14 protein-coding genes are annotated in these 13561 nt (G+C 39.8%); 11 read left to right on the plus strand and 3 right to left on the minus strand.

Going from position 1 to position 13561, the window contains the following annotated elements; all coding sequences use genetic code 11:
• The first annotated feature begins 9 nt into the window (after nt 1-9).
• From dacB to BMY50_RS16490, 11 genes are all read left to right on the plus strand, one after another.
• Complete coding sequence (dacB, locus tag BMY50_RS16440; RefSeq protein ID WP_093326482.1) at nt 10-1434, plus strand: D-alanyl-D-alanine carboxypeptidase/D-alanyl-D-alanine endopeptidase; 1425 nt, start codon at nt 10-12, stop codon at nt 1432-1434.
• 85 nt (nt 1435-1519) lie between these two features.
• The gene (locus BMY50_RS16445; RefSeq protein WP_093326483.1) at nt 1520-2368 is read left to right on the plus strand and encodes a 4-hydroxy-3-methylbut-2-enyl diphosphate reductase; all 849 of its coding nucleotides are present in this window, start codon (nt 1520-1522) and stop codon (nt 2366-2368) included.
• Nucleotides 2369-2585: 217 nt separating this feature from the next.
• Complete coding sequence (hemH, locus tag BMY50_RS16450) at nt 2586-3635, plus strand: ferrochelatase (RefSeq protein WP_093326484.1); 1050 nt, start codon at nt 2586-2588, stop codon at nt 3633-3635.
• 30 nt (nt 3636-3665) lie between these two features.
• Nucleotides 3666-4955, plus strand: coding sequence for a metallophosphoesterase (locus BMY50_RS16455; RefSeq protein ID WP_093326485.1), 1290 nt, complete (start codon nt 3666-3668; stop codon nt 4953-4955).
• Nucleotides 4956-5016: 61 nt separating this feature from the next.
• Nucleotides 5017-6264 carry an ABC transporter permease gene (locus BMY50_RS16460; protein ID WP_093326486.1) on the plus strand — a complete coding sequence of 416 codons (1248 nt, stop codon included), beginning with the start codon at nt 5017-5019 and terminating at the stop codon, nt 6262-6264.
• Nucleotides 6265-6287: 23 nt separating this feature from the next.
• A complete protein-coding gene (locus BMY50_RS16465; RefSeq protein WP_093326487.1) occupies nt 6288-6626 on the plus strand; it encodes a tRNA-binding protein in 339 nt (112 codons plus the stop codon).
• Between the two features lie 82 nt (nt 6627-6708).
• Nucleotides 6709-7179, plus strand: coding sequence for a nucleoside deaminase (locus BMY50_RS16470; RefSeq protein ID WP_093326488.1), 471 nt, complete (start codon nt 6709-6711; stop codon nt 7177-7179).
• A gap of 176 nt (nt 7180-7355) precedes the next feature.
• Nucleotides 7356-7967 (plus strand): superoxide dismutase, encoded by a 612-nt coding sequence (locus BMY50_RS16475; protein ID WP_093326489.1) that lies wholly within the window; start codon nt 7356-7358, stop codon nt 7965-7967.
• Nucleotides 7968-8065: 98 nt separating this feature from the next.
• Nucleotides 8066-9064 (plus strand): zinc-binding dehydrogenase, encoded by a 999-nt coding sequence (locus BMY50_RS16480; RefSeq protein ID WP_093326522.1) that lies wholly within the window; start codon nt 8066-8068, stop codon nt 9062-9064.
• 26 nt (nt 9065-9090) lie between these two features.
• Nucleotides 9091-9747, plus strand: a complete 657-nt coding sequence (gene msrA / locus BMY50_RS16485) for a peptide-methionine (S)-S-oxide reductase MsrA (protein ID WP_093326490.1) — start codon at nt 9091-9093, stop codon at nt 9745-9747.
• Between the two features lie 62 nt (nt 9748-9809).
• Nucleotides 9810-10196: a hypothetical protein gene (locus BMY50_RS16490; RefSeq protein WP_093326491.1), complete on the plus strand. Its 387-nt coding sequence runs from the start codon at nt 9810-9812 to the stop codon at nt 10194-10196.
• Nucleotides 10197-10256: 60 nt separating this feature from the next.
• On the opposite strand, the gene BMY50_RS16495 is transcribed toward BMY50_RS16490, so the two are convergent.
• The 3 genes from BMY50_RS16495 to BMY50_RS16505 form a co-directional block, all read right to left on the minus strand.
• Nucleotides 10257-11168: a LysR family transcriptional regulator gene (locus BMY50_RS16495; protein WP_093326523.1), complete on the minus strand. Its 912-nt coding sequence runs from the start codon at nt 11166-11168 to the stop codon at nt 10257-10259.
• A 48-nt stretch (nt 11169-11216) separates the two neighbouring features.
• Nucleotides 11217-12191, minus strand: a complete 975-nt coding sequence (pfkA, locus tag BMY50_RS16500) for a 6-phosphofructokinase (protein WP_093326492.1) — start codon at nt 12189-12191, stop codon at nt 11217-11219.
• Nucleotides 12192-12230: 39 nt separating this feature from the next.
• Nucleotides 12231-13561 (minus strand): protein-disulfide reductase DsbD family protein (locus tag BMY50_RS16505; RefSeq protein ID WP_093326493.1); only part of this gene is annotated, 1331 nt, incomplete at its 5' end.

Below are 13561 nucleotides of genomic sequence, written 5' to 3' on the forward strand. Positions count from 1 at the left end.
AAATAACGGATGAAGAAAATTTTATTGTTTTTTTCTGCACTCGCAATGTTGGCTTATACATCGGGTCTTCATGCACAAAGCTTGAAGCAAAAAATAAGCAATGCATATCAATTGTTTGAAAATGATCTAAGTCTTCAACATGGCATATCTTCTTTAACAGTATTAAATGCTAAGACGGGAGAAATTGTCTTCTCCAAAAATGCAGAAATCGGTCTAGCGACTGCCTCGACTCTTAAGACGATTACTTCTGCCGCTGCCTTTTATCTTTTAGGTACTGATTTTACCTATCAAACGGATTTACTTTACAATGGAACAATAAGCGCAGATGGAACGCTGAATGGCGATATTATCATTAAAGGGAGTGGCGACCCTTCTCTTGGAAGTGATCGTTTTGAGAAGACAAAGGAGTCCTTATTATTAGAAACATGGTCAAACGTTATTAAACTTGCGGGCATAAAGAAAATCAAGGGAAGCATTATAGCAGACGATAATATCTATGGCGGCCAAACAGCTGGGCCAAGATGGATATGGCAAGATTTGGGTAGTTACTATGGTGCGGGAATCTCTGGCTTGAACTGGCGTGAGAATTTAGTGGATGTTAAACTACGAGCCGGAATAAAGTCAGGTGATGCGACGACTTTAGTTGCAACCGCACCAAATATTTCTTACTTAAAGTTAGTGAATGAGTCTACCACAGGGCCGATCGGATCTGGCGACAAAGTTTATCCTTATTCGTCGCCGTATTCATCTATAATTTATTTACGTGGAACTTATGGTGCCGATTTAAAGAAAGCGGTGCAAATCGCCCTACCGGATGCTGCATATGATGCGGCCTTGAGACTTCAACTAGCGCTCGAAGCGAAAGGAATTCAAGTAAGCCGTCCAGCTACCACAGGTAAGGCCTTGTATATTTCGGGCAGGGTAAATCCGCTCGTTGGAAAAGTGTTGACAACACATGTTTCGCCCACTTTGCAAGAATTGGTTTATTGGTTTAATCAAAAAAGCATTAACTTATACGGGGAGGCTTTATTAAAGTCAATGGCCTTAAAACAACAGAAAGAGACGACAACAGAAGAAGCCGCTGAACTGCTGCGAGATTTTTGGGTAAATAAGTTAGGGATTTCAAAAGGTGCTATACGGATTTTTGATGGTAGTGGTCTTTCTCCCGAGAATCGAGTAACAACGATGGCGATGGCCCGCATATTGACATCGATAAAGAAAGAAACATGGTTTGACAGCTATTATAAGAGCCTGCCTGTATATAATGGCATGAAAATGAAAAGCGGCACAATTGGAGGTGTTTTAGGGTATACCGGCTATCAACATTCATCGGGAGGGGAGGATTTGGTATTTAGTTTGTTAGTAAATAATTATGAGGGGACTGCCTATAATATGCGGCAGAAGATGTTTAAGCTGTTAAATGTTTTAAAGTAGGTGCTTATTAAAAGAAATTGACTGCTATGTGATTTACAAAAAGCCAACCATAGTAACTAATAACTAAATTAAGTATCTTTGCAAAATGGATTTCAATTTACAAGTCACTATCGATAAGGATTCCGGTTTTTGCTTCGGGGTAGTGTATGCTATTGATATGGCCGAAGAAATCCTGGAAGAAGATGGTTATTTGTATTGCCTGGGAGATATTGTTCACAATGATGAGGAAGTAGCACGGTTAAAAGCGAAGGGGCTCAGAATTATATCACATGAAGACCTACCTCAGTTAAAAAATGAAAAAGTACTAATTAGAGCGCATGGGGAATCTCCCGATACTTACCGTATTGCACTTGAAAACGATATTACTTTAATAGATGCTTCTTGTCCTGTTGTATTGAAACTACAGCACCGAATTAAAACTTCCTATGATGATAATGAGAAGATTCTGATTTTTGGAAAGCACGGTCATGCCGAGGTTATTGGCCTGCAAGGTCAAACAAACAATGAAGCAATTGTTTTTCAGGATATTGCCGAGCTAGAGGATGTAGAGCTTCCCGATAAATTTACCCTATACAGTCAAACCACTAAAAGTACAGATAAGTTTTATAGCATAAAAGATGAACTGTTGCGAAGAGGGTATGAGGTAAAGGCAAATGATACCATCTGCAGGCAAGTATCAAATCGTTATGAGGATCTTGCGACGTTTGCAAAACAATTCGATAAAATTGTTTTTGTATCGGGTAAAAAATCAAGCAACGGCAAAGTGTTGTATGATGTATGTTTGCGACACAATGAGCATAGTTATTTTATCTCAGATCCTCAAGAGCTCAAACAGGAGATGTTTAAGAAGAATGAAACGGTAGGAGTTTGTGGCGCAACTTCCACGCCCATGTGGTTAATGCAAAAGGTAAAAAATACCTTGGAGCAATTATAAATGCGTAATTTATCATACAAACCTCACATTATTTTACAGTAAAATCAAAGCCCTATCTATTTTGTAACTTTGCACCGGTTTATTTCTTTTTAAAAGATTTTATAAACCAATTTTTCATTAGAACGTTATTGATGGAAATAAAACGGAAGCCTTAATAAAGCCAATGGTTCCCGTTTTACATGAATAGAATTATTTACAGAAAATTGTTTGCTAATTAATGAAGGCAAAAAAAGGAGTATTGTTAATCAATCTGGGGACCCCCGATAGCCCAAAAGTATCTGACGTTAGAAAATATCTAGATGAATTTTTAATGGATGGAAGAGTTATTGATATTGGGACAATTCAACGTAATTTATTGGTGAGAGGCGCTATTGTTCCTTTTAGAAGTCCGAAAACCGCAAAACTTTATAACGAAATATGGGATAAGGAAAAGGGGTCTCCTTTGTTGTATATTAGTGAGTTACAGGCGGATCTCTTGCGAAAGGAATTGGGCAGTGATTATCAAGTGGAGTTAGCTATGCGGTATCAGAAACCTTCCATAGAAGAAGCGCTGCAACGGCTAAAATTAGCCCTGGTGGATAGCATTCAAATAATCCCGTTATTTCCTCAATATGCTTCAGCAAGTACGGGATCAGTTATTGAGAAGGTAATGAAGCTTATGGCTACATGGCATGCTTTTCCAAGGATTTCAATTATCAATCAATTTTATGATAATGAGCTGATGATTGAAGCCTTTGCCGATAATGCACAAGAAAAGGAGCCCGAAAAGTATGATCATGTGCTTTTCAGTTTTCACGGTTTACCGGTAAGGCAATTAAAAAATGTGGATAATTCGGGTAAACACGGTTGTGCGGCGCCTTCGTGTTGTGCACAAATAACAACAAGCAACAAGTTCTGCTATGCTGCCCAGTGTTATGAAACAGCTCGATTAATTGCAGCTAAAATACAGGTTAACAAAGAGAAATATACCGTTTGCTTCCAGTCTCGTCTAGGCAAAGATCCTTGGGTACAACCCTATACCAGCGATGTTTTAGTAGACTTGGCAAAAAAGGGTGTTAAACGCCTGCTTGTTCTTTGTCCCGCCTTTGTGGCAGACTGTTTGGAAACGCTTTATGAAGTTACCGAAGAATATGGGCAGGAATTTAAAAAACTTGGCGGCGAGCATGTTGAGTTGGTGCCTAGTTTAAATGACCATCCTAAGTGGATAGAAGCACTTAAGCAGATGGTGCTTGCCAACGAAATGGAATCATTAAAAGCTACTTATTAGAGCGGTTGAAAATTATTACAGGATTTACGGATGAAACTTATTCTCTTCAATGCTTTTGTGTTACTTATAATAGATTTCTATATCTATGTTGCTTTGCGCAGAAGTACACTCAAATGGGCCAATAGCAATCTTTTTAAGATGCTCTGGTGGGGATACAGTTTTGTATTGCTTATTGGCGTAATAGTGGGTATTTATTTTAATATTCCCCTAATGGTAAGATCAGTGGTGTTGGTTGCCTTTTTTCTGACGTTCACTAGCAAAGTTTTCTATGTACTGGTACTCCTCATAGATGATATCAGAAGGGGGTGGGTCTGGGCGGGCAGAAAACTACTTAATAAAAGAGAGGCTAGTGAACTTCGTTTGGAAGATGAACCAATTTCTTCCACCACGTTGGATGAAAAACCTAACACAATAAATAGATCGCAATTTCTAACGCGAGCAGGTATACTGGTGGCAGCGGTGCCATTCGCAACACTCAGTTGGGGAATTGCTGTGGGCGGGTACGATTACAGGGTACGTAGACAAAAATTATATTTACCCAACTTACCAAGTGCATTTCATGGCATGAAAGTAGGCCAGATATCGGATATACACTCCGGTAGCTTTTATAATAAAAGCGCGGTTCAGGGTGGTATTGACATGTTACTTGGGGAAAAGCCTGATGTGATTTTTTTTACAGGTGATTTAGTGAATAATAAGGCGGAAGAAATGCGCAATTATCAAGACCTGTTTACAAAAGTACAAGCGCCTTTAGGTGTTTTTTCCACTTTGGGAAATCATGACTATGGTGATTATTTCTACGGAAAGGAAGATAGTCCTGAAAAAAGGAGGAACCTCAAACATGTCAAAGAGATCCATAAAGTAATGGGTTGGGATTTATTATTAAATGAGCATAGAAAATTACAGGTAGACAATGAAAGTATTGGTATATTGGGTGTGGAAAATTGGGGAACAGGGCGTTTTCCTAAATATGGAAAAATTGACTTGGCTAAACAAGGTACAGAAGATCTACCCGTAAAACTTTTGCTTTCTCATGATCCTTCGCATTGGCGTGCACAGATTCTTAATAATAAAGATATTGACGTGATGTTCGCCGGGCATACACATGGTATGCAGTTTGGTGTGAGAGGTGAGCATTATCAGTGGAGTCCTGCAGAATATGTCTATGATGAATGGGCCGGCTTATACCAAGAAGGTCACCAGCGACTGTATGTAAATGTAGGTTATGGGTTTTTGGGATATCCTGGTAGGGTTGGTATTTTACCTGAAATTACAATTTTTGAATTGGTGAAAGGGAAGCAACCTGTATTGACGGTATAAAACAGAAATTCTGTAACATATATTTCTTTTATGGGTCTTAATAGCAAATATCTGATTTGCTATGTCGGTAAAAATGCCCTTCAGGGAGAATGTTAGGCTTTCGCTTGAATCAATTGCGAGTAATAAACTCCGTACTTTTTTAACAGCGCTTATTATTGCAATAGGTATCACCGCATTGGTAGGTATCCTTACTTCTATTGATGCCATTCAGAATTCTCTTACCGACTCATTCTCCGCTATGGGAGCAAATTCTTTTAATATTCGCAACCGTGGTATTAACGTGCGCATCGGCGGAGGAGGTACGCGTCCGAAGGTTTTTCAAAAAATTTCTTATCGGGAAGCAATGGCTTTTAAGGAAAAGTTTGACTATCCTGCAGTGGTATCCATCAGCGCTTCTGTGTCAAGTTTCGCAGTCGTTAAATATGAGAATGAACAGTCAAATCCAAATATTGGAATTACCGGTGGAGACGATCAATATTTACAAACAAGCGGCTACAAGTTGGGTAGCGGACGTAACTTTACCCAAAGGGAACTTGAACTTGGTGCTAACGTGGCAATAATAGGCAGTGAAATCAAGAAAAGCTTATTTAAAAATGGTAAAGATCCGCTTAATAAAAATCTAGTAATTGGTAATGCTCGGTATCTTGTGATTGGCGTATTGGAGGATAAGGGGTCAAGTGCCGGAATGGGTGCAGATAAAACATGTGTTATACCACTGTTAAAAGCGCGAGCAGTTGTTCAGGGAGAGACACCATCATATACCATTACGGTAATGAGTAACAATGCTCAAAATATTGAGCCGGCAATTGGTGAAGCTACGGCACTTTTTAGAAATATAAGAAGTTTAGCTGTAACACAGGAGAACAATTTTGAAATAACAAAAAGTGATGCCGTTGCCCAAATTTTAGTAAGCAGTTTAACCTATGTAGCACTCGGTGCCTTTGCGATAGGAGTTATTACTTTAATAGGTGCTTCGATAGGTTTAATGAATATTATGCTGGTATCTGTAACAGAGAGAACCCGCGAAATAGGTGTACGTAAAGCAATTGGCGCAACGCCTAAAGTTATAAGGGTGCAATTCTTAACAGAGGCAATTGTTATCTGCCTTATTGGGGGTGTGGGGGGAATTTTACTTGGTATCCTTATTGGAAATATTGTCGCCATGGCATTGGGCACTAGCTTTATTGTGCCCTGGGTATGGATGGGAATGGGGGTGGTAGTTTGTATATTGGTTGGAATGGTTTCGGGGTTTTACCCCGCCTCAAAAGCATCTAAGCTTGACCCTATAGAGGCACTTCGTTATGAGTAAAAAAAAATTCTTAGTTTTATCCCATGCAAGAGATAAACTGGAACGATTTTGAAAAGGTAGAACTGCGCGTGGGAACCATTTTGGAAGTGACTGATTTTCCTGAGGCACGTAAACCGGCCTATAAATTGACAATAGATTTTGGATCAGCGATCGGTATTCGTAAAAGCAGCGCTCAAATAACTAAACACTATAGTGCTGATAACTTAATAGGGAAACAGATAATAGGAGTCGTTAATTTTCCTAAAAAACAAATAGCTACTTTTATGTCTGAATGCCTGGTCACCGGTTTTGCTGATGAAAATGGAGATATTGTATTAAGCACTGTTTCCGGTTCTGTTCCAAATGGTTCTAAACTTATTTGATAGGGTTTAATGAAAATGGGACTATTTGTCTACCAACAAGGTGTAAATAGAATTTCTTTCTCACAGACTTTAAAATTTGCAAATGAAATATATCAATTTTGAAGATATTAATGATACAGTGTCTGACGAATTTTTCATGAGAGAAGCACTAAAGGAGGCCGCGATTGCATTTGATAAAGATGAGGTACCTATCGGAGCACTCATTGTTCACAATGGAAAAATTATTGCACGGGGCCACAACCTTACTGAAACATTGAATGATGTAACTGCACATGCTGAGATGCAGGCATTTACAGCAGCTGCAAATTATATCGGAGGTAAATACTTAAAGGATTGCACACTTTATGTTACTATAGAGCCCTGTGTTATGTGTGCCGGAGCTTCTTATTGGTCGCAAATTAAAAGAATTGTATTTGGTGCACAAGATCTTAAAAGAGGTTATACTGCTGTTTCAAAGAAAATTACACATCCTAAAACAACAGTCATTAGCGGCGTGCTGGAACCTGAATGTAGAGAATTAATGCAGCGCTTTTTTCAAATGAAAAGGCTATAAATCGCTATAAATCTATAGATACAATGCTTTCCTTGGCAAGTGGTGAGGCTGATCACTTAGGGTAAAAAAATCCTATTGTCATTTCCTTATAAAAACTAAATTGCCGAGAACAATTAAGTAGTTATATCGTTATATTTGTGATATAACAAATCAAACAAATAAAAAAACACAAAGTTATGGCTTTTTCACTTCCTGCGTTACCTTACGCACCAGACGCATTAGAACCACATATTGATAAAGAAACTATGGAGATTCACCATGGGAAGCATCATCAAGCATATGTTGATAATTTAAATAAAGCAATTGCTGGTACGGATGCAGAATCACTTTCTATCGAAGAGATCATTAAAAATATATCAAAATATTCTCCAGCGGTACGTAATAATGGTGGTGGGCACTTCAATCACTCATTATTCTGGACAATTTTATCTCCAGAAGCACAAACTACACCGAGTGGTGAATTAGCTGCTGCAATTGAGGAAACATTTGGTTCATTTGATGAGCTTAAGAAAAAATTACAAGACGCTGGAGCCACTCGCTTCGGTTCTGGTTGGTCTTGGTTAGTAATTGACGGCGCTGGCAAATTGCAAGTTACTTCTACACCCAATCAGGATAATCCTTTGATGGATGTTGCCGAGGTGAAAGGTACGCCGATTTTAGGTATTGATGTATGGGAACATGCTTATTACTTAAAATATCAAAATAAACGCCCAGCTTATCTAGAAGCGATTTTTAATGTTATTTGCTGGAAATCTGTTGGAGAACGTTACGCAGCAGCAAAGAAGTAGACACATAATCCTTAATTTAATAAGGACAATCATAATATTACTCCTAAAAGCAGTGTCTGTATTTGCGGGCACTGCTTTTTTTAAATAAAGAAAATGCTATGAAGGCTATGGTGTTAGACGGAATAAATTTGCCGTTAACAGTGAAATTTACTAAGAAACCTACATTAAAAGCGAATGAAGCTCTTGTAAGAATAAATGCTGCCGCATTAAACAGAAGAGACTTTTGGATACAAAAGGGGCAATATGCTGGATTAAGATTTCCAATAATTTTAGGGTCTGATGGAGCAGGGGTTGTAGAAGAGGTAGGAAGTGAGTCAGAAAGCGTTTGGATAGGCAAGGAGGTAATTATGAATCCTTCTTTAAATTGGGGAGATAATGAAGCTGCTCAGTCGGCCGATTTTAATATACTAGGCTTACCTCAGGACGGAACATTTGCCGAATATGTTAAAATTCCTGTACAGAACTTGTATAATATACCTGCTCATTTAACTACAATTGAGGCAGCAGCCATTCCGCTAGGAGGCCTAACTGCTTGGAGAGCATTGTTTAGCAGGGCTAAATTAAAAAAAGGTGAGAAAGTGTTGGTTGTTGGCGTTGGAGGGGGTGTTGCTACTTTTGTTCTTCAGTGGGCAATTCATGCAGGTGCAGAGGTATATGTAACCTCCGGAAAAAAACATAAAATAGCAAAAGCTATTGATATAGGAGCAAAAGCAGGTGTTTTATATACGGATAAGGATTGGGCAGAAAAGATAAAACCAGAAGCGGGCTTTGATGTAATTGTGGATAGTGCTTTGGGAAAAGGGTTTACCCATCATGTTGATCTTGCTAGACCGGGTGGAAGAATTGTTTTTTTTGGTGGGACTGCGTCTGGCGACTTGCCCGAGCTTAATGCTAGAAAAATTTTCTGGAAACAACTGAGTATTTTTGGAAGTACAATGGGGTCTCCAAAAGATTTTAATGAAATGATTGCGTTTGTTAATAAACACCAAATTAAACCAATAGTTGATTCTGTTTATCCATTAGAGCATGCTGAGGAAGCTATTCGAAAAATGGATCATTCGGATCAATTTGGTAAGATTATTTTAAAGGTAGATTGATTAGCATTGGTCTTAAATTAATAACCATGAAAGTATATTTTGTTCTTTCGCTTTTGCTGATAAGCTTTTTGTTCAGTTGTGCTGGAAAGGTTAACAAAAATGCAGAAGAACGTAGCACGATGATGGCTACTTCAAATAAATCTGATAAGTTACTAGACACCGCCACCTTTGCGGCTGGATGTTTTTGGTGCGTCGAGGCTCAATTTCAGCAGTTGGAAGGGGTGGATACAGTTATATCCGGTTATACGGGCGGGCACATAAAAAAACCGACATATAAGCAGGTCTGTACTGGAAATACAGGTCATGCAGAGGCGGTAAATATTATATATCGTCCAGCCATTATTAGCTATGATGAGCTAGTGGAGGCTTTTTTTGTTGCACATGATCCGACACAATTAAACCGACAAGGCAATGATGTGGGAACTCAATACAGATCAGCAATATTCTATCATAATAAAGATCAAAAGGACAAGGCCCAATTTTATATAAAGCGGTTGAACGAAGAGAAAGCTTATGACAAACCGATTGTTACAGAGGTTAAACCTTACGGTGACTTCTATATAGCTGAAGATTATCACCAGAATTATTACAACCTTAACAGACAGGAAGGCTACTGCCAATTTGTTATCGCACCTAAATTGGATAAGTTTCAAAAAGTATTTAAAGCCAAATTGAAAAAATAGTCTGGTGGTTAAACCTTTTCTTTAATTTGTATCTAACTATTCTACAGAAGAATGGAGAATTTATGAAGCAAATTTTTTTAATGGTTATAGCCATACTAGGTATGACTTCCTTTGCTAATGCACAACAATCTCGTGGAGGGACGCGAATGGATCCTGAACAGCGAGCGAAAAGGAGTGTTGATATGTTGAACCGAGAATTAACCCTCACACAAGTTCAAAAAGATTCAATTTATGCGTTTTCTTTAGATGAGGCAAAGAAACAGCAGGAGCTATTTCAACAAGGTGATGCGAATAATAGAAGGGATAATTTTGAAAAGATGAAGGGAATTAGGCAAGAAAGTCAGGGAAAAATCAAAAGCGTCTTAACCGATGATCAGCAAAAGGCGTATGATAAATTACTCCAGGAACGGCAAAATAGAATGAAGGAAAGAAGAGCAGGAAGAAATTAACTGAACAACAGGAAGGCACTTCCACCTTCCTGTTGTTTTAAAAAATATGAAGCTGCAAAACTACGTTACACTGTAAAACGTTTGCTTCTGCTGTTTGGCAAATCGCATAAAAAGACTAGAGAGGTCGGCCATTACCCCGTGAGGGTGGATGAAGAAAAAACTTCTTTCGATGCTAAAATCTTCTATATCGACTATTTTTAAAAGACCTTCCCGTATTTCCCGGATAATTGCATGAATGGACAGGAACGCGAAACTATTGCTATGAAGTAAATATTGCTTAATGCTTTCTGTACTTGCTAAATTGATGCTGATTTTGAGGTCTTGTATTTCCAAATCTTTCGCTTTTAGATATTTTGCAATGACATCATTCGTGCCTGACCCTGCCTCACGCATAACAAAATCAAATTCTTTTAGTTTTTCTAGTGCAATTGCTTCTTGACATGCAAGCGGATTGTTCGCGCCGGTAACCAAAACGATTTCATCGTTAAATAACGGAGTATATTTCATTGATCTATTTTGGTTTAACCCTTCTATTATTCCAAGGTCTATCTTATTGGCAGTTAACCAGTCTTCTACCTGCTGTGTATTACCATGTGCAACCTGGATGTGAATGTCCTTATAATGTTGATGGAAGTTCGCTAATATTAGTGGAATAACATAATGAGAAATAGTCGTGCTTGCACCTAGCTTCAGTGAGCCAGCGGTTTCTCCTTTTAAAAGGGAGAGATCGTAAGATGCTTTGTTATATTGCTCCATAATAATGTGAGCATGTTTAAAAAGCACAGTACCTGCTGGTGTAAGATTTAATCGGCTGCCATTACGTTCGAAAAGAGTTTGTCCGATTTGTTGTTCCAATTCTTGGATGTTTTTGCTGACCGCAGGTTGAGATATAAAAAGCTCAGCAGCAGTTTTCGTGAAGTTCAGCTGTGTTGCGGCAGTATAAAAAACCTTTAATCGAAAGTCACAATCCATAAGGGGTTTGTTAACCATAAACTCCAAACATGAGCCTAAGGTTTTAAATTATGAAAGAATGTCTACTATTTTGAGAAGACTCGGTGTTAATGAGTCAATATGTTTTATTGCCTTGTTAAACGGTGTAAAGGCTACATCTCCATTTATCACACCGGCCATCTCCCCTTTTCTGCCCGCTAGTAGCGCTTCTACTGCCGCAACGCCTAATCTACTAGCCAATACCCGGTCCATACACGTAGGGCTACCTCCTCGTTGAATATGTCCCAAAATGGAAACGCGTGTATCATAATTAGGGAATTCTTTTTTTACTAATTCAGCAATTGTGAATGCTCCGCCTTCTTCATCGCCTTCAGCAACAAGGACTATTTTTGAGGATTTGTTTTTTCTTCCATGCGCTAGCTTCTCTAAAAGAGCTTTGGAATCTGTTGAACTTTCAGGTATTAAAATAGCCTCGGCTCCTGTGCCTATACCGCTCCTCAAAGCAATTAGACCTGAATCACGACCCATTACCTCTATTATAAATAAGCGATCATGTGATTCTGCTGTATCCCTTATCTTGTCAACAGCACTGATTACCGTGTTAATGGCAGTGTCATAACCAATCGTAAAATCGGTGCCGGCAAGATCATTGTCAATAGTGCCGGGCAGTCCCATAACTGGAATATCATGCTCCTCTATAAATTTTGCAGCACCTGTAAATGTTCCATCCCCTCCAATGGCGACTAGACCGTCGATATCAAGCTTTTTCAGTTGTTTATACGCCCTTTCTCTGCCTTCTGGCATCATAAAATCTTTACTACGTGCTGTTTTTAAGATGGTACCTCCTCGCTGAATAATATTAGCCACAGATTTCGCATCCATTGGAAAAATATCTCCATTAACCATACCGTCGTAGCCTCGCTGTATACCAAATACATTAAGATCATAATGTAATCCTGTTCTCACTACGGCTCTAATGGCTGCGTTCATACCGGGTGAATCTCCCCCTGATGTAAATACGGCTATATTTCTAATTGTACTCATTTGGCAAATATAATAAGTCTTACTATGCAATAAATAATATTATTGTTGTTGTTCTTTATAAGCGCTTATCCCGCTCTGTAAAAAGTCTATATAATTTTTGGGATCATAATTAGCTCCCTGTGGTGGCACCAGTACCTTTCCCTGTCCATCTACAATCACATATAGAGGCTGTGAGTTGCTATTGAATGTAGCGGCCTGGAAATCACTCCATTTTTTACCGATGGTGTTTATCTTCTTTTTGCTGTAGGTGGAAACATACTGTTCTTCCTGGGGAAGTGCCGTCTTATCGTCTACAAAAAGCTCGGCCATCACAAATTCATTGTTCAGCAGTTCTCTCACCTTGGGTTCGGTCCATACATTGGCTTCCATTTTACGGCAGTTCACACAGTTCCAGCCGGTAAAATCGATCAGTACAGGTTTTTTGAGCTCCCTTGAAACTTCCAGGGCCTGCTGGTAATCGTAGTAAGGGTCAAACCCTTTCGGGGTACCGCGTTCGTGAAAAATTTCGGCATATTTCTTCTTTACCGAACTTCCGTGGGCAGCCGTAGAAGGGACGGTTATATTGGTACTCAGGTCAAAGTCCTGCGTGGCACTGGGCGGCAGGAAGGCACTGACCGATTTCAGGGGAGCCCCCCACATACCGGGAATCAGGTAAACGACAAATGAAAGGACAATGATGGCAAAGAAGGTGCGCGGTACGGAAAGATGGGCCGGTTCACTGTCGTGCGCAAACCTTAATTTGCCCAGCAGGTACAGTCCCATTAAACCGAAGATAACGATCCAGAGGGCCAAAAACACCTCCCGGTCCAGCCAGTCCCAGTGATAGGCCAGGTCCACATTGGATAAAAACTTAAGGGCAAAGGCGAGCTCCAGAAAGCCGAGCACCACCTTTACACTGTTGAGCCATCCACCGGATTTGGGGAGCGAGTTGAGCAGGGATGGAAACAGAGCAAAGAGGGCAAAGGGAATAGCCAGGGCCAGCGAGAAACCGAACATGCCGATAGCCGGGCCGAGACGGTCTCCCTTGGAGGCGGCGTCGACCAGCAGGGTCCCTATCAGCGGACCTGTACAGGAGAAAGACACCAGGGCAAGGCTGAAAGCCATAAAAAAGATCCCTATGAGCCCTCCCTGATCAGATTTGGCGTCGATCTTATTGACAAATGAACTGGGCAGGGTGATCTCAAAGGCTCCCAGAAAGGAGGCTCCAAAGGCTACCAGTAATAAAAAGAACAGGAAGTTGAAGACACCATTGGTAGAGAGGGCATTGAGCGCATCTGAGCCGAAGAAGATGGTGACCAGCATGCCCAGGGCGACGTAAATGATAATAATGGATAAACCATAGATGGTTGCCTGTCCAATGGCCCTGGCCC

It is taken from the genome of Olivibacter domesticus (genome assembly GCF_900109575.1).
In the GTDB taxonomy this organism is placed as follows: Bacteria; Bacteroidota; Bacteroidia; order Sphingobacteriales; family Sphingobacteriaceae; genus Olivibacter; species Olivibacter domesticus.